Origin of the sequence: Aeromicrobium sp. CF3.5, assembly GCF_051262695.1 — a bacterium.
GTDB lineage: Bacteria > Actinomycetota > Actinomycetes > Propionibacteriales > Nocardioidaceae > Aeromicrobium.
Window position 1 is genome coordinate 111,596 of record NZ_JBIMEZ010000008.1, and the last position, 23,554, is coordinate 135,149.

The window sequence follows — 23,554 nt, forward strand, 5'->3', positions numbered from 1 at the left end:
CTGCCTGACCGTAGAGCCGGGGTCCGACAGTCCCGGCCGGTCCGCACGAGGGTCGCCGTGAGGTTCAGGAGGCTGCAGCGACACGTGGGGCAAATGAGGTAAAAGAAATTTGAGTGACTACTGAGGTTGATGTGGTTCACGAGTTCTGTCGGAGGGGGTCCCTAGTGTGCTGTCACGAGCCCGATGGGCCCGTCCAGACCGTCCCACGAAAGGGTGCGATCCATGTTCCAGCACGATGACAAGACCAGCCGTTCCGTCCCGAGCGGGGCGGTGGACCCCGTACGCGTCGACTGCGACAGCTGCGTGGTTCGCGGCCCGTCTGCCTGCGGAGACTGCGTCGTCACGGTGCTCCTGGGAGCCCCTCCCGCTGGCGTGCACATCGACGTCGATGAACGAGCCGCACTCGATGTCCTCGCACAGGCGGGTGTGGTCCCACCGCTGCGTCTGGTGACCGCTGTGTCGCCCGATCCACAGATCTTGGCGGGGTGATGCTGCTCTCGCCCGACACGGTGCGCGGAGGTTGCTCGACGGGGAGCCCGCACGTAGTGTTCAGCGGGTGCGTTCGGCCTTCGTCGCCCCCCAGGCGTCGACGATCGCACCGCCGTGTCACGGCGGACGTGGGGAAGACGTCCGTGGTGAGCCGGGCAACACGATGTCGCAAGCACGACGTTGCGACCTGTGCCCGGTAGGTGGAGATGACCCGAGGAGAACCGCGTGCTCTTGACGCGATCCACCGCCCGTCGCATCATGCCCGTCCTCGCCGTTTCGTTGGCCGCCGCGTTCGTCGCGATGCCGGCCCAGGCTGAGCCAGACGTCACGGCCAAGGACGTCGACGCCGCCTTCCGCGCCGCCGAGCGTGCGAACGAGCAGGTGAACCAGCTCGGTGAGGACGTCAAGGAGACGTCCCGCGAGATCAAGGACCTCCAGGCCGAGATCGCTGAACAGCGCAAGAAGTTCGAGGCCCAGCGAGACGTGCTCGGTGCCAGCATCGTCCAGCAGCAGATCGACGCTCCGCTGGGCACCACGGCCAGCCTCCTGGGCAGCGGCGACGCCGAGACGTTCATCGACGGACTGGGTGCGGTTCAGGTGCTCAACTCCACGCGCGCCGACCAGCTCGGAGCCTTCACCCGCATGCAAGCGGACCTGAACAATCGCGAGGCGCAGCTCGAGGACTCGCTCGACTCGCGGAAGGCGGACCAGGAGAAGGCCGCCGCCACGGAGGCGAAGGTCCGCGACAAGTACGAGGAGGCCAAGTCTGCGCTGGCCGCGCTGTCCGTTCCCGAGCGCGAGACATTCGAAGCCAGCTCGGCACCCGAGGTCGAGGCCCAGGACCCGGCCGACATCCCCACCAACGTCAAGGCCGATGGTCGAGTGCAGTCCGCGGTCGACTTCGCCCTGTCGCAGGTCGGCAAGCCGTACGTCTACGGCGCCACCGGGCCCGACGGTTACGACTGCTCCGGGCTCATCCAGACCTCGTTCTCCAAGGCGGGGATCTCCTTGCCGCGTGTCGTCGGTCCGCAGATGGGCGCGACGCAGTCGGTCTCGATGAGCGACCTGCAGCCAGGAGACCTCGTGGCCTACGGCGACATGTCCCACAACGGCCTTTACATCGGCAACGGTCAGGTCGTGCACGCCCCCCGGCCGGGCAAGAACGTCGAGATCACGAGCGTGGACTACGGCTTCAACGTCGCAGGTCGGGTTGGCTGACCTTCCAAGAACATCCAGCGCCAGTAGCAGGAGGCCACGTCATGTGGCACCGCTACTGGCGTTGGTCGTGCTCGCCGTGGTCGTCGCGCTGTGGCAGCAACCCTGGAGTGGCTCCGATGATGATCGTGCGGTTCTAGCGACGACCGACGTCCAGGCTGAGCTCACGACGCAGTTCGCCCGGCTGTCTGCAGCAACGACCCGAGCAGACTTCGCCGCCGCCGCTGGCAGCGATCCAGACGCCGAGACATTCGCTGCCGACGCCTGGCAGGCCCGCGAGACCCTGAACATCGGTGATGCCTCCCTTCGATATGTCTCCGGTGGTGACACGGCCGAGTTCGACAACGGCGACACCGTCGCCCGGGTCGACGTCTCGTGGGAGGTCGGCGCCACGGCGGACACAGGGGGGGCGGACAGCGACGAGACCGACAGCGCCACCGTCATGGCCCGACTGCGACCGGCGGACGCCGGGACCTTCTCGCTGGTCTCTGTCGCGGCTCGAGATGGCCAGCTGCCGATCTGGCTGGCCGGTGCCATCGAGGTGGATCGCATCGCCGACGCCACCGTCGTTCGGATCGATGGGGGTGACCCCGAGGTCGACGTCGGGGCCCTGGCCAGCACGGCCCGCGAGCAGGTCGGTGACGTCGTCCGGACCCAGGATGCTCCGCTCACGGTCGTGTCAGCGCCGTCCGAGTCCGTCGCAGCTTCGCTGCTGGGACAACAGTCCGAAGCCGTCGGCCAGATCGCTGCGGTGTCGACGATCTTCGACATCCGACACGGTGACGTCGCAGGTCCGGTCGTCGTGCTCAACCCAGCGGTCTTCGACACGATGGATCAGCGTGCCGCCCAGATCGTGATGACGCACGAGGCCACGCACGTGCTGACCGACGCGGTCGGAAGCTCGGCCGACACCTGGGTCGTGGAGGGCTTCGCGGACTTCGTCGCGCTGCGCGATGATCCCGCGCCGCTGTCGGTCAGCGCCGGTCAGGTGCTCGGGGGTGTGCGCACCAACGGTGCTCCCGACCAGCTGCCCACGACGGCAGACTTCAGCGGCACGGCCTACGGCCTGGGTGGGGTGTACGAGTCGGCCTGGCTGGCGTTCCGGATGCTGGGCGAACAGTTCTCCGATGCCGAGGTCATCGACTTCTACCGTGCGGTGCGCGACGGTGCGTCCACGAATGACGCGGCTGTGTCGACGTTGGGGATCGACGCGGCACAGATCACCGAACGCTGGCGCGACTACCTGATGAACATCGCCTCGACGGTGTCGTGAAGATCGCTGATCACCCTGTTGCGCTTGACCTTGAACGACGGCGTGAGGTAGCCGTTCTCCTCGGTCCAGTCATCGGCCACGATGGTGAACTTACGGATCGACTCCGCCTGCGAGACCTGGGTGTTGGCGTCCTCCACGGCCCGTTGGACCTGCGCCTCGAGGGCGGGATCGTCGATGTCGCCGGTCCACGACTCGGGGTCGATCGTCACCAGCGCGGCCACGAAGGGCTTGCCGTCGCCGACGACCAGGCACTGGCTCACCACGGGGTGAGCGCGCACCCGGTCCTCCAGGACCGCAGGGGCGACGTTCTTGCCCCCGGCCGTCACGATGATCTCCTTCTTGCGTCCTGTGACCCGCACGAACTGGTCGTCGTCGATCTCTCCGACGTCTCCGGAGGAGAACCAGCCGTCGGAGCTCACAGCGGCGCGGGTCGCTTCGTCGTTGTTCCAGTAGCCGTCGAAGATCTGCGGACCGCGGAACTGCAGCTCTCCGTCGCCAGCGACCCGCACCTCGGTCAGGGGGAACGGCCGGCCGACGGTGCCGACCCGTTGAGCGCGGGGAGTGTTGACGCACAGGGCGGCCGTGGTCTCGGTCAGGCCGTAGCCTTCCAGGACCGAGACCCCGATCCCTCGATAGAAGTGGGCGAGCCGTTCCCCGAGCGGTGCGCCGCCGGAGATGGCCCACGCGGTCTGGCCACCGAGTGCTCGGCGAATGGCGCTGAAGACCACGCGGTCGTAGAGCGCGTGACGTCCGCGCAGAGCGAGGCCGGGGCCGCCGGTGTCCTGGGCCCTGCTGTAGGCGATCGCGGTGGCCACGGCGCGATCGAAGATCTTGCCGCGGCCGTCGGCATAGGCCTTGCCGCTCGCCGAGTTGAACACCTTCTCGAACACGCGCGGGACGGCCAGCACGAAGGTCGGTTCGAACTGGCCGAGCCGGGTGACGAGCTCCTTGACGTCGGAGGTGTGTCCGAGCACGGCGCCACTGCGGATCGCCCCCACCTGGATGATCCGCGCGAAGACATGAGCCAGGGGAAGGAACAGCAGGGTCGAGGCGGTGCGATGGCTGAACAGCTCGGGCAGCCGCTCGAGGGCGCCGCCGATCTCGGCACGCAGGTTGGCATGGGTCAGTCGGCAGCCGCGGGGGCGACCGGTGGTGCCCGAGGTGTAGATCAGCGTCGCGAGATGACCCGAGGTCACCTGTGCGCGCCGCGCCTCGACCTGATCTGCCGTGACGTGACTGCTGGTGGTGACCAGGTCGGCGAGCGCGCCGGAGTCGATGCCCCACACGTGCTGCACGTCGGTTGCGCCGACACGCGCCTGCTCCACCGCGTCGTGGTGGAGTGCTGTCTCGACCACGACGGCGACGGCTCCAGAATCGGACAGGATCCACTCGATCTGCGAGGCTGACGACGTCTCGTACACGGGCACCGTGACGGCGCCGACCCACCAGATCGCATAGTCGACCACGGTCCACTCGTACCGCGTCTTGGACAGCAGTGCGACCCGGTCACCGACCTCGACACCCGCGGCCAGCAGGCCGGCGGCGACGCCGAGCACCTCGTGGTGGAACTCTCCCAGGGTCACGTCGTGCCACTGGTCGTTCTCGAGTCGACGCAGTGCGACGTCGTCGCGGTGGTCGGCGAGGCGATCGAGCACATCGAGTGTCAGATCGCCGGGATCGGGATACCGAGGCTGGGTCACGTACCGCAGGCTACTCGCAGGCGGCCGGCTCCTTCCCGCACGACCCGCACGAGCCCGCGTGGCCCACGCTCGTGCGAGCCCCGTGACGCACTAGCATGGGTCTGGCCACACGGTCCGGACTCACCAGACCCACGAACACCCGAGGAGGATGCGATGGCCCGCACGGCCAGCGACATCGTCATCGACGCACCTCAGGCGGCGATCATGGACGTGATCGCCGACTTCCCGTCCTATCCGGACTGGGCCACGGGCGTCCGCATCGCCGAGATCATCGAGACCGCCGACGGCCCCGGCCAACGAGCCAAGCGAGTGCACTTCATGCTCGACGCCGCTCCGATTCGCGACGAGTACGACCTCACCTACACCTGGGACGGCGACGCCTCGGTGTCGTGGAGGCTGAGTGAAGCCGGTTCGATGCTCAAGGCGATGGACGGTGCCTACGTGCTCGACCCGACCGACGGTGGCGCCACCCGGGTCACCTACCAGCTGTCCGTCGACGTGTCGGTGCCCCTGCTGGGCATGCTCAAGCGCAAGGCCGAGAAGGTCATCATCGACACCGCGCTCAAGGGTCTGAAGAAGCAGGTCGAGGCGCGGACCGGAACCGCGTGAGGGCGCTGCGGTGAGCGGAGCCGAAGAAGTCGGCTCGGTCGGTGAGGAGGCGTGGAAGCTGTGGTGCGCCCTGAGCACGTCCGGTCACGGCACTGCCGGCCCGCAGGCCCCGACCGCGGGCGCGGCTCACGACCCCTCCGCAGCAGACACCGAGTCCCCCCACGCGTGTCCGACAGGGTGGTGCCCCATCTGCCAGGTCGTCGGACTCGTGCGTGAGCACCCCGAGGCGGTCGCACGCGTGGGTGCGTCGGCTGCGTCGTTCCTGCACTCGCTGCGTGACGTGATGACCACACCGGAGGATCCACGATGAGCGGACCGGCGATCGGGGTGGATCTGGGCGGTACCAAGATCGCTGCTGGTCTGGTCGATCTCGATGGAACGCTGCGGACCGTCGAGACGACGCCGACGCCATCCGAACCCGATCAGATCCCCGCCGCGGTCGCTGAGCTGGTGGACCGGCTCAGAGTTCACGAGGACGTGGTGGGGGTCGGTATCGGGGCGGCGGGCTTCATCGACGCCGATCGGGCCACGGTGCGGTTCGCCCCCAACATCGACTGGCGTGACGAGCCGTTGGCCAAGCAGGTCTCGGCGCAGGTCGACCTGCCCGTCGTCGTGGAGAACGACGCCAATGCGGCTGCCTGGGGAGAGTTCCGCTTCGGTGCGGGGTCCGATGCGCAGGACCTGTTGTTCATCACCCTCGGCACCGGAGTGGGCGGCGGGATCGTCCTCGCGGGAACCCTGCTGCGTGGCGCCCACGGCATGGGTGCAGAGGTCGGCCACCTCCGGGTCGTTCCGGACGGACTGGAGTGCGGCTGCGGCCAGCGCGGCTGCATCGAGCAGTACGGCAGCGGCACCGCCCTGGTGCGCGAGGCCACGCGGCACGCGGCCTCAGGCGCGCCCGAGGCCGCCGCGCTCGCCGAGCTCGCTCGGGGCGACGGGGGCATCGACGGGCGAGCCATCACGTCACTGGCGCACGAGGGTGACCCGCTGGCGCGCCGTCTGCTGGCCGATGTCGGTCGGTGGACCGGGGAGGCCATCGCAAGTCTCGTGGCGATCCTCGACCCTGCGGTCATCGCCGTGGGCGGTGGGGTCGCCGAGGCGGGCGATCTCGTGATGGAGCCGATGGCCGTGGCCTTCTCCTCGCACCTGACCGCGCGAGCACACCGCACCGTGCCCCAGCTGCGTCGTGCCTCGCTCGGCACCGACGCCGGAATCGTGGGCGCCGCCGATCTGTCACGGGAGGCAGGACATGGCTGACAAGCTCTCGATCGGTATCGACATCGGCGGTACCAAGATCGCCGCCGGTGTGGTGGACGAGGACGGTCACGTGCTCGCTCGCTCGACCCGGGAGACCCCCACCACCAGTGCGCTGGAGGTGCTCGATGCCATCGCCTCCGTCACGGCGGAGTTCGTTGCCGATCACCACGTCCGGTCGGTCGGGATCGGCGCTGCGGGATTCGTCGACGCCTCCCAGTCCACCGTCGTGTTCTCGCCCCACCTGGCCTGGCGTCACGAGCCGCTGCGCGACGCTGCCTCACGCCGCACCGGACTACCGGTTCTGGTCGACAACGACGCGAACTGTGCCGGCTGGGCCGAGCACCGCTTCGGCGCCGCGCAGAACGAGTCCGACCTGGTGCTGATCACCCTGGGCACCGGCATCGGCGGCGCCATCGTGCTCGACGGGCAGCCCTATCGCGGACAATTCGGCATCGCCGGCGAATTCGGGCACATGCAGGTGGTGCCCGGCGGCCGTGAGTGCGAGTGCGGCAACCGCGGCTGCTGGGAGCAGTACGCGAGCGGTCGGGTGCTGCAGCGTCGTGCTCGCGCCGAGGTGGACGCCGGGACCGATCTGGGCCGGTGGATGCTCGACCAGGCCGGGACCCGCGACCGGGTCGGGGGTCAGCTGGTCACCCAGGCCGCTCGCGCCGGCGACGTGCAGTCCCGCGAGTGGATCGCCGAGGTGGGGGACTGGCTCGGCGTGGGGATCGCCAATCTGGCTGCTGCGCTCGATCCGGGGTTGTTCGTCATCGGCGGAGGTGTCAGCGATGCGGGCGAGATGCTGATCGTGCCCGCGCGGGCTGCCTTCGCGCGCACCCTCACCGGGCGTGGTTTCCGGCACGAGGCGCGCATCACCCACGCCCACCTGGGGCCCGAGTCCGGCCTGATCGGGGCTGCCGACATGGCGCGGCTGGCCGCTAAGCGCCGCCGGCCGGGACAGCCCGGCGCTCGGGCTCGCGTGCGCAGGGGCACCCGGACGACGCCGCGGACCGCGGCACGAGCCACCGCGCGGGTCTCCACCGCCCGCCCCGCCCCCCGGAGACGCCGCGCCCCATGAGTGCGCCACGCACCGTGCCGCTGCTGCCGTGCGGCTCGATTGCCGAAGCAGAACGATTCGCGACCGCGATCGGGTTCGACGTGGGGTATCGACAAGGTCCACCCCACCCCTATCTCGCCCTGCGATCGGCCGACGGGATCGAGCTGCACTACGTCGAGATCCTCGGCTTCGACGCGCAGACCTCACACGGCTCCTGTCTGGTCGTGGTGTCCGATCCGGTCGAGGTCCTGCACCGTTGGTCGTCCGGCCTGGACCAGCTGTACGGCTCGGTTCCTGTGCACGGCATCCCCCGGCTCATGCGACCCAAGAGTCGCAGCAGTGCGGTCGACTTCATGGGTTTCAGCCTGGTCGATGTCGGCGGCAACCGGATCCGCGTCGTTCGTGCCGCCGCCCTCGACGGCGATGACGACGATCCGGTCGTGGTCGTCGCCGTGCCCCGAACCGAGCAGGCTCCAGAGCCAGATCCGGCCGCTGAACCCACGGCGGTTCCTGAACCCGATGCGGTTCCTGAGCCGGATGCGGCCCCGGAGCCGACGTGGTCGGCACGCCCGTCGACCTTCGAACGCCATGGCGTGGGTGCGGCCCCACAGCATCGCTTGTCAGCCCTGGTGTACCTCGCCGAGCTCGCGGCTCGCCTGGGACGTCATCAGGAGGCGGCACTGCACCTGGACGAGGCCGAGAGGATCGACGACTCGGCGCCCAGCGTCGTGGCCGCCCGGGAAACCCTGCGCGCCGCAGGTGTCGACCTGGGCTGAGCGTTCGGTCAGGAAGGATCGCTCACAGCACGGCGCCGTCGTCGGGGTCGTCGCCGCGGCTGGGGCCATGCTCCGGCAGCTGGGCGATCAAGTAGACCGCTGAGCCGATGAACACCAGCGACAGGGCGACGACGACGGTCCGAGGCGCCACGAAACCCAGCAGGGTGAACGCCACCAACGAGACCGGTGACCCGACGACCCCGGCCCAGGCGGCGGCGATGCCCGGCTTCCATCCGCGCGGTGGTGGTGGATCGATGCGCCGGTAGAACTGTTCGTCGACATCGGGGCTGCGTGCTGCGTCAGGCGGTCGCTCACGACCGGCCGGATGCGCAGGTGCGGGGGCGGGATCGGACTTCTCGGGGTCGGGGTCGTCGAGTCCGGACAGGTCGAGGTCGAGACGCTCGACGATCCGGTCGAACTCCTCGCGATCACCCATCGGTGGTCCTGCGGGTGTGCAGGTCGATGAAGGCTGCGGCGTCGTCGAAGATGCGGGGGGCGTCATGGTCCAGCGTTGCCACGTGGAAGCTGTCGGTCAGGGTCACCAGCTCGGTGACCGCCGACGAGACGCCCTCCAGGATCAGCTGCTGAGACCAGTCGTCGACCACGTGGTCCTGCTCGGAGCGGAACAGCTGCAGGGGAGCGACGACCCGGTCGAGCCCGGCGCGGACGTCCTTCCACATCTGCAGCTGCGAGGCCAGCGCCCGCAGGGGAGTTCGGTCGTACCCGATCTCGTCGGCTCCGGGCTTGGCGATGTCGTTGGCGACCCCGGGCATGGACGGCAGGACGTGCTGCAGGAGCGGGACGGCCCTGAGGTCGAACCGGCGCAGTGCGACGGCCGGGTTGACCAGCACGAGGGCGTCGACGTCCTCGGGCCGCTGCTGCGCCAACCGCAGGGCGAGGCAACCGCCCATCGACAGACCGGCGACCACGACGCGCTCGCACCGTTCCTGCAGCTCGGTCAGTGCGTGGTCGACCTCGCCGTACCAGTCCTGCCAGCCCGTCCGATTCATCTGCTGCCACGTGGTTCCGTGGCCCGGGAGTCGTGGCACGCGCACCGTCAGCCCACGCTCGGCCAGATCGCGTCCCCACGGAGCCATCGAGGCGGGCGAACCAGTGAAACCGTGGCTCAGCAGCACTCCGACGCGTCCACCGTCGAACGAGAACGGTTCAGCGCCGGTCTTCACGTCCGCGGGTCGAGACTCCATGGTTCCATCATCGCTGACGACACCCGATCGGAGTAGTGTCGGCCCGTGTTCTATTGGTTCTTGAAGTTTCTCGCGCTGGGACCTCTGCTGAAGCTGATCTTCCGGCCGTGGGCCGAGGGCGCAGAGAACGTCCCGCGTGAAGGCCCGGTCATCCTGGCGAGCAACCACCTGTCCTACAGCGACTGGCTCTTCCTGCCGGTCGTCATGCCGCGACGCGTGACGTTCGTGGCGAAGGCCGAGTACTTCGAGGGCGTCGGCATCAAGGGCTGGCTGCAGAAGACCTTCTTCTCCGGTGCCGGGCAGGTCCCCATCGATCGCAGCAGCGGCTCGGCCGCTGCCGGTGCCATCAAGACCCAGCTGCGGCTGCTGGAGCAGGGTGAGATCTGCGGCATCTATCCCGAGGGCACGCGCTCGCACGACGGCAGGCTCTACCGCGGGCGAACCGGGGTGGCGCGCCTGGCGCTCGAGGCCGGCGTGCCCGTCGTGCCGCTGGCGGTCATCAACACCAACGTGGTGGCCCCTCCGGGCAAGATCTACGGCACGTTCGCCCGCCCGGGGGTGCGTTTCGGCATGCCCCTGGACTTCAGCCGCTACGAGGGCATGGAGGGCGACCGCTACATCCTGCGCGCCATCACCGACGAGATCATGTACGAGGTGATGCGCCTGTCCGGTCAGGAGTACGTCGACCTCTACGCGCAGGACGCCAAGAAGCGTGACCGCGAGACCGAGCGCGAAGCCGCCCAGGACAAGGCCCGTGCCGAGTCCGACGAGGTCTGGGACGAGATCCGCCCCGTCTGAATCGTCGCCGCACGATGTCAGTGGAACGCGGTAGCGTCGGTGACATGGCCTCGACACATCACACCATCGACTACATCGAGCTGGGATCGACCGATCTGGCGGCCACCTGCGCCTTCTTCGAGTCGGTCTTCGGTTGGCAGCTCACCGCCTACGGGCCCGCCTACGCAGGCATCGTGTCGGCCGACGGCACCGGCGAGGTCGGCGGCATCGACGCCTCCACCCCACCGAGGTCCGGCGGCCCGCTCGTGCTGATCTTCTCCGACGATCTCGACGCGACCCTCGCGGCGGTGAGAACCGCTGGCGGCACGATCGACGTGCAGCCCTACGCATTCCCCGGTGGTCGACGATTCCACTTCACCGACCCCACCGGCAACGCGCTCGGTGTCTGGGCCACGTCATGAGCACCCGACCCGTCGAGAACGTGTGGGACTACCCCCGCCCGCCGTCGATCGAACGCAGCAGCGAGCACCTCGTCGTCACCTTCGGCGGCGTGGCCATCGCCGACACCACGACCTCCTACCGCATCTGCGAGACCAGCCATCCGCCCACGTACTACCTACCTCAGGAGTCGTTCGTCGACGGCGTTCTGCGCCCCATCGACGGCACCACGTTCTGCGAGTGGAAGGGCGCCGCGTCCTACTTCGACGTCGTGTCGGCGGACCGCACACTCCAGGCCGGAGCGTGGACCTATCAACAGCCCAGCTCTCGCTTCGCCGACCTCCTCGGACACGTCGCGATCTACCCGAGCAAGGTCGACTCGGCCACCATCGACGACGAGCTCGTGCAACCCCAGGAGGGCGACTTCTACGGAGGCTGGATCACCTCGCGCGTCACCGGCCCCTTCAAGGGAGCGCCGGGGACGCTGGGCTGGTGAGCCGCTGAGGAGTCACGGAGACCCGCTGACGAGTCACGCACGCCACCCGACCTTGAGCGTTGACGAGGTCTCCGTGACTCCTCAGCGTGAGGGTGGGGTGGGGTCGCCGTAAGGTTAGGTCGTGAGCATTCCTTCCCTGGACGACCTTCGTGCGATCGGCGCTGCGCAGCAGCCCACGTATGCCGACCCGTCTGCCCGCGACGCCGCGGTCGAGACGTTGCGCCGGATGCCGCCGCTGGTCTTTGCCGGCGAGTGCGACCAGCTGCGCGACCGACTCGCCGACGTCGCACGGGGTGAGGCCTTCCTGCTCCAGGGCGGCGACTGCGCCGAGACCTTCGAGGGCGTCACCGCCGAGAACGTGCGCAACAAGCTGCGGGTCCTGCTGTCGATGGCCGTGGTGCTGACGTACGCCGCCAGTGTTCCGGTGGTCAAGGTCGGTCGGCTTGCGGGGCAGTACGCCAAGCCGCGGTCCAGCAACGACGAGACCCGCGACGGCATCACCCTCCCGGCCTACCGGGGCGACGCGGTCAACGGGTTCGACTTCACCCCTGAGGCGCGGCGGCACGATCCGCAGCGGCTCGTCGACGTCTACAACGCCTCATCGGCCACGCTGAACCTCACGCGAGCCTTCACGACCGGCGGCTACGCCGATCTACGCCAGATGCATGCCTGGAACACCGACTTCGTCAAGAACAGCCCGGTCAAGCAGCGCTACGAGCGCATCGGCACCGAGATCGACCGCGCCCTGGCCTTCATGGACGCCATCGGTGTCGACCCGGACGAGTTCCACACCGTGGACTTCTACTCCTCGCACGAGGCGCTGATCATGGAGTACGAGCACGCCATGACGCGCATCGACCAGCGCACCGACCAGCCCTACGACGTGTCGGGACACTTCCTGTGGATCGGCGAGCGCACCCGCCAGCTCGATGGCGCCCACGTGGAGATGCTGAGCCACATCGCCAACCCCATCGGCGTCAAGCTCGGCCCCACCAGCACCGCCGACGACGCCATCGCCCTGTACGAGAAGCTCAATCCCGAGCACATCCCCGGCAAGGTCTCGTTCATCACCCGCTTCGGTGCGGGCAAGATCCGCGACGGTCTGCCGCCGCTGATCGAGAAGGTCACCGCAGCCGGACTCGAGGTGGCGTGGATCTGCGATCCGATGCACGGCAACACCTTCGAGGCCTCCACGGGATACAAGACCCGCGAGTTCGACGACGTCATCGACGAGGTCCGGGGCTTCTTCGAGGTGCACCGTGCCCTCGGTACCTGGCCCGGCGGACTGCACGTCGAGCTCACCGGCGACGACGTCACCGAGTGCCTGGGCGGCGGTCTCAAGGTGTCTGCCGAAGACCTTCGGCACCGCTACGAGACCTTGTGCGACCCGCGTCTGAACCGGGCGCAGTCGCTCGAGCTGGCCTTCCTGGTCGCCGAGATGCTCGCGACGCACGACTGATCGTGCTTGGCTCGCGGTCAGCTCGCGGGCGGGTGGATCGGGTCATCGCCAGGGCGATCGTCGCACTGATGATCGCCTCGTTCGTGCCGGCGACCCTGATCGCCTACGGCAGCTGGTCGCGCTGGTGGGACGCGATGACGCCGCCGATCTTCCTGACCTCGGCAGAGGCGTTGTGGATCGGTCTGCTGGCCTCCAACCTCTTCGTTCTCCAGGTGGTGCTGCTGGCTCGACTGCCCTGGCTTGAAAAGGCCTTCGGCCGGGCCGCCCTCACAGCCTGGCACCGACGGCTCGCGCACTGGTCGTTCTGGCTGACGCTCCTGCACGTCGTGCTGTTCGTGAATCAGCGCGCCGGTCGTCAGCCCCAGTCCTTCGGTGAGTCGATGCTCCAACTGTTCGTCACCGATGCGTGGATGCTGGTTGCCACGATCGGCACGCTGCTGATCGTCCTCGTGGTGCTCAGCTCCCTGGCAGCTGCCACGGAGCGGCTGCGATACGAGACCTGGCATCTGACGCACCTGTGGTCGTACGTGGGCATCGCGCTGGCGCTGCCGCACCAGCTGATCAGCGAGGACTTCAATCGCACGGGATCGCTCGTGTACTGGTGGGCCCTCTACCTGCTCGGCCTGGGCCTGCTCGTGGGAGGTCGCGTCGTGGTGCCGGCCTGGCGCTCGATCCGGCACGACCTGCGCATCGGAGAGGTTCTGCCCGAGGGCCCCGATGCTGTGTCGATCGTGGTGAACGGGCGCAACCTCGACCGATGGGGCGCCCGCGCCGGGCAGTTCTTCATCTGGCGATTCGCCGGCCCCTCGGGTGTCACGCGCGGACATCCGTACTCCCTGTCAGCGTCGCCAGCAGACGACCGACTCAGGGTCACCATCGCAGGAACCGGAGACGGTGCTCGGCGTGCACGGCGGCTGGAGGCGGGCGCCCGGGTCGCCGTCGAGGGTCCGTACGGAGCGTTGCCGTGGATCCGCCGCCGACATCCCCGCCTGGTCATGTTCGCGGCTGGCATCGGCATCACCCCGGTGCGAGCGCTGTTGGAGGCTCCGGAGCTGCAGGGCACCGAGGTGACGGTGGTGACCCGTTTCAGCAGCGCAGGACGCGCAGTGCTGCTCGGCGAGGTGGAGCGCATCGCCGCTGCTCGTGGATTCGTCGTGCACACGTTGACGGGACCCCGCGCCGCTGGTCACCAGTGGTGGGGGGCCGATCTCGACACGGTGATCGACCCGGCCGAGTTGGTGCGCATGCTCGTGCCGGACATCGCCGCCGCCGACATCGTGCTGTGCGGACCACCGTCGTGGACCGCGCAGGTCCGTCGTGCGGTCGAGGCTGCGGGCGCGCGTCGACGCGACGTGCACGAGGAGCAGTTCACCTGGTGAACCGGACGCCGGCGTGTCAGAAGAACGAGATGGTCACGGTCGAGCCACGCTTGACCTTCTCGCCGCCATCGGGGCTCTGGCCCTCGACGGTGAAGTTGCCAGGGAAGGGATTACGCACCTTGAAGCCGGCCTTCTCCAGCGACTTGACGGCCTCGTTCTTCTTCTGACCTGTGACATCGGGTACCTCGACCACATCAGGACCCTTGGAGATCACGAAGGTGATGGCGTCGCCCTTGAAGCCGTTCCCGCCGTCGGGGCTCTGGCTGATGATCTTGTCCTTGTCGACATCATCGCTGAACTCCTCCTCGACGATGGACGTGAAGCCGGCCTGCTCGACGGCCGAGCGGGCTTCGCCGATGTCGCGTCCCGTGAAGTCCGTGATCGCGATGGGTTCACGTCCCTTGCTCACGGTGATGTCGATGCGCGTGCCACGCTTGAGCGGCTCGTCGGCCTTGACGTTGACCGCATCGACCACCTGCCCCTCGGGCACGGTGTCGGCGAACCGTTCGGTGACCTCGCCGAGCTCGAGGTCGACGTCGGCCAGCTGGGTGCGCAGCTCGTCGACGGTGAGGCCACGCACCTTGTCGGGCAGCGTGACTCGATCCTTGCCCTTGGACACCACGGCCTCGATGTTGGAGTCGGGCAGCACCTTGTCGCCGGGGCCCGGATCGGTGGAGATGACGACTCCGGCCGGCACCGTCTCGGAGAACTGACGTCCGGCCACTTCGAAGGTGAAACCTGCCTGCTCGGCCGAGGTGCTCGCCTCGCCCTCCTGCGAGCCGACCAGGACAGGGGCCGAGGTGTATCGGCCATCGGCGACGTACCAGCCCAGCAGGGCTGCCAGCAGCGCCAGGATCAGCGCGGTGATCAGCAGGCGTCGCCCGCGTCGCGATCGTGGTCGATCGGCGCGCATGGCCCGGTAGTCCTCCGGACTGACCGGGGGATGCAGGCCGTTCGTGCGGGGAGCGCGACCGGCCGTGGCCGTGCCCGCGACGGCCGTGCCCGCAACAGCCGTGGTCTCGACCGGACGCGAGGTGTCGACGGGGGCGGTCTCGGCCGACCACTCGACGGTGTGCTCGACCGGTGCCGTCGCGCTGCCGCCGGTCACGGGCATCGGGACCGCGATGGTGTCGTCGCGATCGTCGTCGGGGTCGATGATGCCGGGGCGGGGCAGCAGATCGGCGGTGAGATCGTCGTCGGGCACGCCGGCCACGAGCGCGCGGCGCACGAGGCGGAGCTGGTGCAACATCACGCGTGCATCGGTGGATCGCTGGTCGCGATCGCGAACCGTCGCGCGTGCCACCAGGGCGTCCAGGTACGGCGGGACGGCGGAGTTCAGCGCCGATGGCGCGGGCACGTCGTCGTGCACGTGCTTGTACGCGACCTGGATGGGGGAGTCTCCCACGTGCGGCTTGGCGCCGGTCAGCATCTCGTAGAGCATCGCGCCGACCGCGTAGACGTCGGATCGTGCGTCGGCGCCCACGTGCAGCACGATCTCTGGCGCGAGGTAGGACACGGTGCCGATGAGGGTTCCGCCCGTGGCCGTGGTGGCTGCGCTGACCGCTCGGGCCAACCCGAAGTCGGCCACCTTGACCTCGCCGTCGGGCGTCATCAGCACGTTCTCGGGCTTGACGTCGCGGTGGATGATGTGGGCCGCGTGCGCTGCCGACAGGGCCACGAGGACCTGTTCGACGATCTCCAGCGCGCGGTCGGGCTTCATGGGCGACTCGGCGCGCATGACATCGCGCAGGGTGTGCCCGGGGACGAGCTCCATGACCAGGTAGGCGACGTCGCCGTCCTTGCCCTGGTCGAACACCGACACCACGTTGGGATGGTTGAGCTTGGCTGCTGACTTCGCCTCGCGCACGAATCGGTCGGAGAACTGCTGGTCGTCACTGAGCCCGTGGTGCATGATCTTGACCGCGACGTCGCGGTCGAGGCGGTCGTCGGTGGCCAGGTACACGCTGGCCATGCCACCGCGAGCGATGCGTGAGCCGATGATGTAGCGGCCGTCGAGGACGCGACCCACGAGGCTGTCATCACCCGTCACTGTCACGTCAGCCTCTCCTCGTTGATCGCTCGCTACCTGTCAGACCTCTGCCAATTCTAGGGACTCGAACCTGATTGGTGGGGTCGGCGTGCCGATCGGCGGGTCCGAACCCCCGACGTGCGGGGTGGGCCGCCTTCTAGCGATGCCATGCGCCACGATGGTTTCATGCGTCGTCTTGGCATCGTGGTTCTGATCGTGGGGCTTGCGCTGACGTGGTTCCTGGTCGTCGACACGTCCTCGGACCTCGATCAGGGCGATCCCGTGGCCGTCACGTCGGCCGAGCAGTCATTGCCGGCGGAGGCTCGCGAGACCATCGAGCTGATCGCAGCAGGTGGCCCGTACCCCTACGATCGCGACGGCGCCGTGTTCGAGAACCGAGAAGGACTCCTGCCCGACGAGGACCGGGGCTACTGGCGCGAGTACACCGTGCCGACGCCCGGGTCGGACGATCGCGGCGCTCGACGGGTCGTGACGGGCGAGGGTGGCGAGCTGTACTACACCGACGATCACTACGCCTCGTTCCTCCTGGTCCGCGATGGTTCCGGCGGCGACAGCTCGTGACCGCCGCGCTCGATGAGCTGCTGGCCGGTGACATCGCGCCGGGCCTGTACGAGTGGTGCGGGGCTCCGGAGCACGACATCGCCGGCGCGGCACACGGCGCGGGATGGAGGGTGCGCGAGCTGGACACCGGCCGCTGCAGCGATGCTGCATCGTTCTACGCGGCCCTCGCCGTGCAGTGGGACCTGCCGGAGTGGTTCGGTCGCAACCTGGATGCGCTGTGGGACGTGCTGGGCGACCTTGCCCAAGCGCCGCTGCTGGTGATCTGGAGCGGCGTGGGGGAGCTCGCCACACTCGATCCACAGCTCGCCCAGTCCGTGCTGGAGCTGTTCCGCGACGCCTCGACGCAGGCGACGTCCCTGGCGGTGGTCGTGACGGGGCCCGCGGGGCTGGAGGACCTCGGCGTCAGCGGTCTCGACGGGTTGCTCTGAGCGCCAGCGGACCCAGCACGTCACCGGCGTCGAGCCGGTCGATCGCGGCATCGGCCTGGGCCTCGAGGCGGGCGATGTCGGCCTCGACCGCCTCGAGCGCGCCGCAGGACCGGATCAGGTCTGGTACGGCGTCGGCGGCGGCGTCGGTGCCGAGCGTCTGGAGGATCGTGGCGCGCCCGGCGGCGTCGGTCATCTCGAGGGCGCGGGCCACGAGGACGGTGCGCTTGCCCTCGCGCAGGTCGTCGCCAGCAGGCTTGCCCGTGACGTCGGGATCGCCGAACACGCCCAGCACGTCGTCGCGCAGCTGGAACGCCTCGCCCAGGGGGAGTGCGACGCCACTCAGCCCGTCGATGAGGCGGTCCTCGGCGCCCGCCAGCGCCGCCCCGATCTGCAGGGGACGTTCGACCGTGTACTTGGCCGACTTGTAGCGCACGACGACCATCGCCTCCTCGACGCTGACCTCGGCGCGGGTCTGCGCGGTCACGTCGAGGAACTGGCCGGCGGTGACCTCTGCCTTGCAGGTGTCATAGATGCCGATCGCGGTGCGTCCCGCGACCGGGTCGACGGCGAGTGCGGCTTGCACCAGCATCTCGTTGGACCACGACAGCAGCAGATCGCCCATCAGCACGGCGGTGGATCGGCCAAACCCGACCGGGTCCCCGACACGGCCGGCGCGTGCATGTCGTGCCTCGAAGTCGCGGTGCACGCTGGGGCGGCCGCGACGGGTGTCCGAGTCGTCCATGAGGTCGTCGTGCACGAGGGCACTTCCCTGCAGCAGCTCGATGGCGGCGGCCGCCTCGATCATCCACGGGTCGTGGTCGGTTCCTCCGGCGGTGAGCCAGCCGGCGCGGCAGAACGACGCCCGCAGGCGCTTGCCGCCGGTGACGAACGCCGCCGCGGCGTGGACGAACTCCAGCACGTCGTCGCCGAGCGGCGCGAACGAGGACAGCCGGGTCTCCGCGAACTGGTCGATGGCCCGGTCGATCTCGAGACGGAAATCGGCCTCGGCGGACCTGGCGTCGTCGCTGGTGGGCACGTGTGGACGATACCTTTGGGTCATGTCTGAAGCCGACCGGTCCTTCGTCGAGGCGCTCAAGGGATCGCAGCCCACGTACTCCTTCGAGTTCTTCCCACCCAAGGACGACGAGGGCGAGGAGGTGCTGTGGCGCACGCTCGGCGAGCTCGAGGCCCTGCAGCCCACGTTCGTCTCCGTCACCTACGGGGCAGGCGGGACCAGCCAGGAACGCACGGTGCGCATCACCGAGCAGATTGCGGCGCGTACGTCGATGCACCCGGTGGGGCACCTGACGCTCGTGGCGCAGAGCCGCGACGAGCTGGAGATGGTGCTCAAGCAGTACGCCGGCGCCGGCGTCACCGACGTGCTCGTGATCCGCGGCGACCCCCAGGGCGGGCCTCGTGCCCCCTGGGAAACCCATCCCGGTGGTCTGGACCGGGCGATCGACCTGGTGGAGCTGGCCAGTGACCTCGGTGGGTTCCGCATCGGAGTCGGTGCCTTCCCGGAGGGTCATCCCGATGCCGAGTCGCTGGAGCACGACGCACAGGTCCTGGCCGACAAGGCTGCCGCGGGCGCTGAGTACGCCATCACGCAGCTGTTCTTTCGACCCCAGGACTACTTCGGTCTCGTCGAGCGGGTGCGTTCTCGCGGCGCCGACCTGCCGATCGTCCCGGGCATCATGCCGATCCTGAACTTCGCTCAGGTCGCTCGCATGGCCGAGCTCTCCGGCGCAGCGATGCCCGATGAGGTCCTGTCGGTCATCGAGCCGATCAAGGATGATCCGGCTGCGGTGCGCGCCGCCGGTATCGAGATGGCCATCGCGCTGTGCCGCGATCTTCTCGAGGGAGGCGCGCCGGGCCTGCACTTCATCACCCTGAACCGCTCGAAGGCCACCCGCGAGATCTTCCAGGCGCTCCGCGACGAGGGCCGCCTCTGACGAGGTCCCGTCGGAGCCCGCGTCACGCCTCGTCGAGGTGGGTGCGCAGGTCGGAGACGAAGGCCCGCACAGCGAGCGGCAGTGACCTCATCGGCCGGTGCGCGATCGCGATGATGCGTTCGAGTGAGGGCGAGTCCAAGGTCGAGCTGCGCAGGGCGGGACGACTCGGCAGCACCATGGCTGGCACCACGGCGTGGCCCAGTCCGGCCTCGACGAAGCGCAGCACACCGCCCATCTCCCCGCCCTCGATAGCCAGGGTCGGCAGGAATCCGGCCTCCGTGCAGGCTCGCCACGTCACCTCACGCAGGTCGTAACCCTCGCGGAACATCACCAGGGGGAGCCCCTTGAGATCAGCGATGGACAGGTGATCGGGCACGTCGGCGTCGCGGTGGCTGGCCAGCACGAGCCGCTCGCGCAGCACCGGGGTCGTCTCGATGTCGGTGTCGACCGACTGCAGCGGTGCGATCAGCAGTGCGACGTCGAGGCGCCCCTCGACCAGCTCCCGGGTGAGCACGCGCGAACCACCCTCGTGCACCTCCATCTCGATGTGCGGATGCTGGCGGTGGAACTGCGCCAGTACCTCGGGTAACAGGCCGTCGCACATGGACGGGGTGGCACCGAGCCGCACCCGGCCGCGACGCAACCCGGCGACCTCGCCGACCGTGCGCTCGGCGGCCTCGACCTCGATCAGGATGCGCTGGGCGTGAGGCAGCAGCGCCTCGCCTGCCGTGGTGAGCTCGATCGGCCCGCGGTCACGGGTGAACAGCGGGGTGCCGAGCGTGTTCTCGAGCACGCGGATCTGCTTGGACAGCGTCGGCTGCGACACGCCGGTCTCGTCAGCGGCGCGGGTGAAGTGCCGGTTGAGCGCTACTGCGACGAAATAGGTGAGCTGTTGAATCTGCACTCCATCAGTTTGTCATGCCCATCGGCTATGAAGGATGCCCTCAGTGGCACTTATGCAGAATGCTGAGATCGGCCTAATCTGTTCAGGTGGCCACACTTCAATCCTCGCCGCGCACGGCGCGCTCCTCGACTGTTGCCCTCAAGTACTCGATGGCGGTGTCCGGGCTGATCATGCTCGGGTACCTGCTCGTCCACATGTACGGCAACCTCAAGTTCTTCCAGGGACAGGAGAAGTTCGACTCCTACCTGGACGGCACTCTGCGCGAGATGTTCACCCCCTACCTGCCGGAGGAGGGTGCGTTGTGGATCCTCCGCGTCGTCCTCCTGGTGGCACTGGTCGTGCACGTCTACGCGGCCATCACGCTGTGGCGACGCAACAAGGTCGCCTCCGGCGCGGTCGGCATGACGCGCTACCACACCAAGCAGAACCCCCGCGGCAACCAGCGCAGCTACGCCTCGTTCACGATGCGCTGGGGCGGCATCATCCTGCTGCTGTTCATCATCGGCCATCTCGCCCAGATGCTGCCGAACTGGCTGGCCCCCGGCGGTGGCTCGGACAGCAAGTACGAGCGGGTCGTCAACGGCTTCGAGCTGTGGTGGGTCGTGCTGCTGTACACGATCGGGCTGTTGGCGGTCGGATTCCACCTGTGGCACGGATTCTGGAGTGCCCTGACGACGCTCGGGCAGAACCGCAGCGCCACTCGCCAGCAGTCCTCGCTGACGCTCATCGCGGCCGGTCTGGCCGTGCTCATCACCGCCGGGTTCCTCACCGTTCCCTTTGCGGTCCTCTTCTTCGGAGCTGGTTCCTGATGACCGAGAACATGACGCCGACCGCGGCGCAGTACATCGAGATGGGTGAGCCCATCGTCGACACCAAGGCGCCGACGGGCCCCATCGAGAAGCGCTGGGACGAGCGCAAGTTCTCGGCCAAGCTGGTCAACCCGGCCAACCGTCGCAAGATCAAGGTGATCATCGTCGGCACCGGCCTGGCCGGAGCCTCCGCGGCGGCCACGATGGGTGAGGCCGGCTACCAGGTCACCAGCTTCTGCTACCAGGACAGCCCCCGTCGAGCGCACTCGATCGCCGCTCAGGGTGGCATCAACGCCGCCAAGAACTACCGCAACGACGGCGACAGCGTCTATCGCCTCTTCTACGACACGGTCAAGGGCGGCGACTTCCGCTCCCGCGAGTCCAACTCGTACCGGCTCGCGCAGGTCTCGGTGAACATCATCGATCAGTGCGTCGCCCAGGGCGTGCCCTTCGCCCGTGAGTACGGCGGACTGCTGGACAATCGCTCCTTCGGCGGCGTGCAGGTCTCGCGCACGTTCTACGCCCGCGGCCAGACCGGACAGCAGCTGTTGATCGGTGCCTACCAGGCGCTGGAGCGTCAGGTGGCCGCCGGCACCGTGGAGGTGCGCAGCCGCCACGAGATGCTCGACCTGATCATGGTCCCGGACGCCGATGGCAAGCCGAAGGCTCGTGGCGTCATCGTGCGCGACATGGTCACCGGCGAGCTGGAGACCCACACCGCCGACGCGGTCGTGCTGGCCACCGGCGGCTACGGCAACGTCTACTACCTGTCGACCAACGCCATGGGATGCAACGTCACCGCCACGTGGCGTGCGCACCGGCGCGGTGCCTACTTCGGCAACCCCTGCTACACGCAGATCCACCCGACGTGCATCCCGGTCTCAGGTGACTACCAGTCCAAGCTGACGCTGATGAGCGAGTCGCTGCGCAACGACGGCCGCATCTGGGTGCCCAAGGAGAAGGGCGACGATCGTCACCCCACCGAGATCCCCGAGGACGAGCGCGACTACTACCTCGAGCGCATCTACCCGGCGTTCGGCAACCTGGTCCCGCGCGACATCGCCTCGCGCTCGGCCAAGTACCAGTGCGACGAGGGCAAGGGCGTCGGCCCCGGCGGGCTGGGCGTGTACCTGGACTTCGCCGACGCGATCGAGCGCATGGGTCGCAAGACCGTCGAGGCCAAGTACGGCAACTTGTTCGACATGTACGAGCGCATCACCGGCGAGAACCCCTACGAGCGCCCCATGCGCATCTACCCGGCCGTGCACTACACGATGGGTGGCCTGTGGGTCGACTACGACCTGCAGAGCAACCTCGAGGGCCTGTTCGTCACCGGTGAGGCGAACTTCAGCGACCAGGGCGCCAACCGTCTGGGTGCCTCGGCGCTCATGCAGGGCCTTGCCGATGGCTACTTCGTGCTGCCGAACACGATCGCCAACTATCTGGCCGACAGCCCGTTCGAGCCCGTCCCCGACGACCACCCGGCCGTCCTCGAGGCGCGCGAGGCCGTCGAGCAGCGCATTGCGACGTTCCTGTCGATCAACGGCAACCGCACGGTCGACTCGTTCCACAAGGAGCTCGGCCACATCATGTGGGAGCACTGCGGCATGGAGCGCAGCGAGGAGGGCCTGACCAAGGCCATCGAGCTGATCCGCAACCTCAAGTCCGAGTTCTGGACCAACGTGAAGGTCACCGGCGTCAACGAGGAGCTGAACCAGACCCTCGAGCGCGCCGGCCGCGTTGCCGACCTGATCGAGCTCGGCGAGCTGATGTGCATCGATGCCCTGGCTCGTGCCGAGTCGTGCGGCGGCCACTTCCGTGTCGAGAGCCAGACCGAGGACGGCGAGGCGCTGCGCCACGACGACGAGTACGCCTACGTCGCGGCCTGGGAGTTCGGCGAGAAGAAGCCGGTCCTGCACAAGGAGGACCTGGAGTACGAGTACGTCGAGATGAAGGCACGGTCATACAAATGATGGGGAGCTGCAAGTGAACATCACAGTGCGGGTGTGGCGTCAGAAGAACGCCGAGACCAAGGGAAAGATGGTCACCTACGGCGTCGAGGACGTCTCCGAGGACATGTCGTTCCTGGAGATGCTCGACGTGCTCAACGAACAGCTCACCCTCACCGGTGACGATCCCATCGCCTTCGACCACGACTGCCGTGAGGGCATCTGTGGTGCGTGCGGCGTCGTGATCAACGGCATCGCCCACGGTCCCGAGGTCACCACGACGTGCCAGCTGCACATGCGCTCGTTCTCCGACGGCGCCGTCATCGACATCGAGCCGTGGCGTGCGGGTGCCTTCCCGGTCGTCAAGGATCTCGTGGTCGATCGCTCGGCGTTCGACCGGATCATCCAGGCTGGTGGCTACGTCTCGGCGCCGACCGGATCGGCCGTCGACGCCAACAGCACACCGGTGCCCAAGGAGGACGCGGACCACGCGTTCGAGTCCGCCACCTGCATCGGGTGCGGCGCCTGCGTCGCGGCGTGCCCCAATGGCTCGGGCATGCTGTTCACCGCAGCCAAGATCACCCACCTGGGTCTGCTGCCGCAGGGCCAGCCTGAGCGTGACTCGCGGGTCATCGACATGGTCAACCAGCACGATCACGAGGGCTTCGGTGGCTGCACCAACATCGGCGAGTGCACGGCCGCCTGCCCCAAGGAGATCCCGCTGAGCAACATCGCCCAGCTGAACCGCGATCTCCTCGGAGCGCTCGCCTCGGGCAAGGCGTAGCGAGCACCACCAGCAACGGCGCGGAT

At 68.5% G+C, this 23,554-nt stretch carries 25 protein-coding genes; 19 read left to right on the forward strand and 6 right to left on the reverse strand.

The window, feature by feature from the left end:
- Window positions 1-222: 222 nt before the first annotated feature.
- From ACHAA3_RS14475 to ACHAA3_RS14485, 3 genes are all read left to right on the forward strand, one after another.
- The gene (locus ACHAA3_RS14475; protein WP_435709740.1) at window positions 223-489 is read left to right on the forward strand and encodes a hypothetical protein; all 267 of its coding nucleotides are present in this window, start codon (window positions 223-225) and stop codon (window positions 487-489) included.
- A gap of 225 nt (window positions 490-714) precedes the next feature.
- Window positions 715-1,707 (forward strand): NlpC/P60 family protein, encoded by a 993-nt coding sequence (locus ACHAA3_RS14480; protein WP_435709741.1) that lies wholly within the window; start codon window positions 715-717, stop codon window positions 1,705-1,707.
- A gap of 43 nt (window positions 1,708-1,750) precedes the next feature.
- The gene (locus tag ACHAA3_RS14485; RefSeq protein ID WP_435709742.1) at window positions 1,751-2,977 is read left to right on the forward strand and encodes a hypothetical protein; all 1,227 of its coding nucleotides are present in this window, start codon (window positions 1,751-1,753) and stop codon (window positions 2,975-2,977) included.
- On the opposite strand, the gene ACHAA3_RS14490 is transcribed toward ACHAA3_RS14485, so the two are convergent.
- Window positions 2,944-4,677, reverse strand: a complete 1,734-nt coding sequence (locus ACHAA3_RS14490; protein WP_435709743.1) for an AMP-dependent synthetase/ligase — start codon at window positions 4,675-4,677, stop codon at window positions 2,944-2,946. The genes ACHAA3_RS14485 and ACHAA3_RS14490 overlap by 34 nt on opposite strands.
- 153 nt (window positions 4,678-4,830) lie before the next feature.
- On the opposite strand from ACHAA3_RS14490, the gene ACHAA3_RS14495 reads away from it, so the two are divergent.
- The 5 genes from ACHAA3_RS14495 to ACHAA3_RS14515 are packed head-to-tail and all read left to right on the forward strand — an operon-like array spanning window position 4,831 to window position 8,376.
- A complete protein-coding gene (locus tag ACHAA3_RS14495) occupies window positions 4,831-5,286 on the forward strand; it encodes an SRPBCC family protein (RefSeq protein ID WP_435709744.1) in 456 nt (151 codons plus the stop codon).
- Between the two features lie 10 nt (window positions 5,287-5,296).
- Window positions 5,297-5,596 carry a hypothetical protein gene (locus ACHAA3_RS14500; RefSeq protein ID WP_435709745.1) on the forward strand — a complete coding sequence of 100 codons (300 nt, stop codon included), beginning with the start codon at window positions 5,297-5,299 and terminating at the stop codon, window positions 5,594-5,596.
- Window positions 5,593-6,543 (forward strand): ROK family glucokinase, encoded by a 951-nt coding sequence (locus ACHAA3_RS14505; RefSeq protein WP_435709746.1) that lies wholly within the window; start codon window positions 5,593-5,595, stop codon window positions 6,541-6,543. The genes ACHAA3_RS14500 and ACHAA3_RS14505 overlap by 4 nt, the downstream gene beginning before the upstream one ends.
- The gene (locus ACHAA3_RS14510; RefSeq protein WP_435709747.1) at window positions 6,536-7,621 is read left to right on the forward strand and encodes an ROK family glucokinase; all 1,086 of its coding nucleotides are present in this window, start codon (window positions 6,536-6,538) and stop codon (window positions 7,619-7,621) included. The genes ACHAA3_RS14505 and ACHAA3_RS14510 overlap by 8 nt, the downstream gene beginning before the upstream one ends.
- Window positions 7,618-8,376: a hypothetical protein gene (locus ACHAA3_RS14515; RefSeq protein WP_435709748.1), complete on the forward strand. Its 759-nt coding sequence runs from the start codon at window positions 7,618-7,620 to the stop codon at window positions 8,374-8,376. The genes ACHAA3_RS14510 and ACHAA3_RS14515 overlap by 4 nt, the downstream gene beginning before the upstream one ends.
- Before the next feature lie 22 nt (window positions 8,377-8,398).
- On the opposite strand, the gene ACHAA3_RS14520 is transcribed toward ACHAA3_RS14515, so the two are convergent.
- On the reverse strand, window positions 8,399-8,812 hold the full coding sequence (locus ACHAA3_RS14520; protein ID WP_435709749.1) for a hypothetical protein: 414 nt from the start codon (window positions 8,810-8,812) through the stop codon (window positions 8,399-8,401).
- Window positions 8,805-9,581 (reverse strand): alpha/beta hydrolase, encoded by a 777-nt coding sequence (locus ACHAA3_RS14525; protein WP_435709750.1) that lies wholly within the window; start codon window positions 9,579-9,581, stop codon window positions 8,805-8,807. The genes ACHAA3_RS14520 and ACHAA3_RS14525 overlap by 8 nt, the downstream gene beginning before the upstream one ends.
- Window positions 9,582-9,626: 45 nt before the next feature.
- Here ACHAA3_RS14525 and ACHAA3_RS14530 point away from each other — a divergent pair, with 45 nt between their 5' ends.
- The 5 genes from ACHAA3_RS14530 (at window position 9,627) to ACHAA3_RS14550 (ending at window position 14,091) form a co-directional block, all read left to right on the forward strand.
- On the forward strand, window positions 9,627-10,379 hold the full coding sequence (locus tag ACHAA3_RS14530; RefSeq protein ID WP_435709751.1) for a lysophospholipid acyltransferase family protein: 753 nt from the start codon (window positions 9,627-9,629) through the stop codon (window positions 10,377-10,379).
- A 44-nt stretch (window positions 10,380-10,423) separates the two neighbouring features.
- On the forward strand, window positions 10,424-10,780 hold the full coding sequence (locus ACHAA3_RS14535; protein WP_435709752.1) for a VOC family protein: 357 nt from the start codon (window positions 10,424-10,426) through the stop codon (window positions 10,778-10,780).
- Entirely contained in the window at window positions 10,777-11,253 is a 477-nt protein-coding gene (locus tag ACHAA3_RS14540) for a DUF427 domain-containing protein (RefSeq protein ID WP_435709753.1), read from the forward strand. Before ACHAA3_RS14535 ends, ACHAA3_RS14540 begins: the two co-directional genes overlap by 4 nt.
- Window positions 11,254-11,374: 121 nt before the next feature.
- Window positions 11,375-12,712: a class II 3-deoxy-7-phosphoheptulonate synthase gene (locus tag ACHAA3_RS14545; RefSeq protein ID WP_435709754.1), complete on the forward strand. Its 1,338-nt coding sequence runs from the start codon at window positions 11,375-11,377 to the stop codon at window positions 12,710-12,712.
- Between the two features lie 68 nt (window positions 12,713-12,780).
- On the forward strand, window positions 12,781-14,091 hold the full coding sequence (locus tag ACHAA3_RS14550; protein ID WP_435709755.1) for a ferredoxin reductase family protein: 1,311 nt from the start codon (window positions 12,781-12,783) through the stop codon (window positions 14,089-14,091).
- Window positions 14,092-14,107: 16 nt separating this feature from the next.
- Here the strand turns inward: ACHAA3_RS14550 and pknB are convergent, their stop codons facing one another.
- Window positions 14,108-16,147, reverse strand: coding sequence for a Stk1 family PASTA domain-containing Ser/Thr kinase (gene pknB / locus ACHAA3_RS14555; RefSeq protein WP_435709756.1), 2,040 nt, complete (start codon window positions 16,145-16,147; stop codon window positions 14,108-14,110).
- A 159-nt stretch (window positions 16,148-16,306) separates the two neighbouring features.
- Here pknB and ACHAA3_RS14560 point away from each other — a divergent pair, with 159 nt between their 5' ends.
- The gene (locus ACHAA3_RS14560) at window positions 16,307-16,702 is read left to right on the forward strand and encodes a ribonuclease domain-containing protein (protein WP_435709757.1); all 396 of its coding nucleotides are present in this window, start codon (window positions 16,307-16,309) and stop codon (window positions 16,700-16,702) included.
- Window positions 16,699-17,130 (forward strand): barstar family protein, encoded by a 432-nt coding sequence (locus ACHAA3_RS14565; RefSeq protein ID WP_435709758.1) that lies wholly within the window; start codon window positions 16,699-16,701, stop codon window positions 17,128-17,130. The genes ACHAA3_RS14560 and ACHAA3_RS14565 overlap by 4 nt, the downstream gene beginning before the upstream one ends.
- Here ACHAA3_RS14565 and ACHAA3_RS14570 read toward each other — a convergent pair.
- A complete protein-coding gene (locus ACHAA3_RS14570) occupies window positions 17,105-18,166 on the reverse strand; it encodes a polyprenyl synthetase family protein (protein ID WP_435709759.1) in 1,062 nt (353 codons plus the stop codon). The genes ACHAA3_RS14565 and ACHAA3_RS14570 overlap by 26 nt on opposite strands.
- A gap of 22 nt (window positions 18,167-18,188) precedes the next feature.
- On the opposite strand from ACHAA3_RS14570, the gene metF reads away from it, so the two are divergent.
- Entirely contained in the window at window positions 18,189-19,082 is an 894-nt protein-coding gene (metF, locus tag ACHAA3_RS14575; protein ID WP_435709760.1) for a methylenetetrahydrofolate reductase [NAD(P)H], read from the forward strand.
- A 22-nt stretch (window positions 19,083-19,104) separates the two neighbouring features.
- Here the strand turns inward: metF and ACHAA3_RS14580 are convergent, their stop codons facing one another.
- A complete protein-coding gene (locus ACHAA3_RS14580) occupies window positions 19,105-19,986 on the reverse strand; it encodes a LysR family transcriptional regulator (protein ID WP_435709761.1) in 882 nt (293 codons plus the stop codon).
- Window positions 19,987-20,072: 86 nt separating this feature from the next.
- Between ACHAA3_RS14580 and ACHAA3_RS14585 the strand changes: the two genes are divergently transcribed.
- The 3 genes from ACHAA3_RS14585 to ACHAA3_RS14595 are packed head-to-tail and all read left to right on the forward strand — an operon-like array spanning window position 20,073 to window position 23,528.
- On the forward strand, window positions 20,073-20,795 hold the full coding sequence (locus ACHAA3_RS14585) for a succinate dehydrogenase cytochrome b subunit (protein WP_435709762.1): 723 nt from the start codon (window positions 20,073-20,075) through the stop codon (window positions 20,793-20,795).
- A complete protein-coding gene (locus tag ACHAA3_RS14590; protein WP_435709763.1) occupies window positions 20,795-22,768 on the forward strand; it encodes a fumarate reductase/succinate dehydrogenase flavoprotein subunit in 1,974 nt (657 codons plus the stop codon). The genes ACHAA3_RS14585 and ACHAA3_RS14590 overlap by 1 nt, the downstream gene beginning before the upstream one ends.
- Window positions 22,769-22,781: 13 nt before the next feature.
- Window positions 22,782-23,528, forward strand: coding sequence for a succinate dehydrogenase/fumarate reductase iron-sulfur subunit (locus tag ACHAA3_RS14595; protein WP_435709764.1), 747 nt, complete (start codon window positions 22,782-22,784; stop codon window positions 23,526-23,528).
- The last annotated feature ends 26 nt before the right edge of the window (window positions 23,529-23,554 follow it).

What these genes read in the sequence shown, in the direction of transcription:
- ACHAA3_RS14475 (WP_435709740.1), top strand. Translation starts at nt 223, where the DNA reads ATGTTCCAGCACGATGACAAGACCAGCCGTTCCGTCCCGAGCGGGGCG.
- ACHAA3_RS14495 (WP_435709744.1), top strand. Translation starts at nt 4,831, where the DNA reads ATGGCCCGCACGGCCAGCGACATCGTCATCGACGCACCTCAGGCGGCG.
- ACHAA3_RS14505 (WP_435709746.1), top strand. Translation starts at nt 5,593, where the DNA reads ATGAGCGGACCGGCGATCGGGGTGGATCTGGGCGGTACCAAGATCGCT.
- ACHAA3_RS14510 (WP_435709747.1), top strand. Translation starts at nt 6,536, where the DNA reads ATGGCTGACAAGCTCTCGATCGGTATCGACATCGGCGGTACCAAGATC.
- ACHAA3_RS14515 (WP_435709748.1), top strand. Translation starts at nt 7,618, where the DNA reads ATGAGTGCGCCACGCACCGTGCCGCTGCTGCCGTGCGGCTCGATTGCC.
- ACHAA3_RS14520 (WP_435709749.1), bottom strand. Translation starts at nt 8,812, where the DNA reads ATGGGTGATCGCGAGGAGTTCGACCGGATCGTCGAGCGTCTCGACCTC.
- ACHAA3_RS14525 (WP_435709750.1), bottom strand. Translation starts at nt 9,581, where the DNA reads ATGGAGTCTCGACCCGCGGACGTGAAGACCGGCGCTGAACCGTTCTCG.
- ACHAA3_RS14535 (WP_435709752.1), top strand. Translation starts at nt 10,424, where the DNA reads ATGGCCTCGACACATCACACCATCGACTACATCGAGCTGGGATCGACC.
- ACHAA3_RS14540 (WP_435709753.1), top strand. Translation starts at nt 10,777, where the DNA reads ATGAGCACCCGACCCGTCGAGAACGTGTGGGACTACCCCCGCCCGCCG.
- ACHAA3_RS14550 (WP_435709755.1), top strand. Translation starts at nt 12,781, where the DNA reads ATGATCGCCTCGTTCGTGCCGGCGACCCTGATCGCCTACGGCAGCTGG.
- ACHAA3_RS14560 (WP_435709757.1), top strand. Translation starts at nt 16,307, where the DNA reads ATGCGTCGTCTTGGCATCGTGGTTCTGATCGTGGGGCTTGCGCTGACG.
- metF (WP_435709760.1), top strand. Translation starts at nt 18,189, where the DNA reads ATGTCTGAAGCCGACCGGTCCTTCGTCGAGGCGCTCAAGGGATCGCAG.
- ACHAA3_RS14590 (WP_435709763.1), top strand. Translation starts at nt 20,795, where the DNA reads ATGACCGAGAACATGACGCCGACCGCGGCGCAGTACATCGAGATGGGT.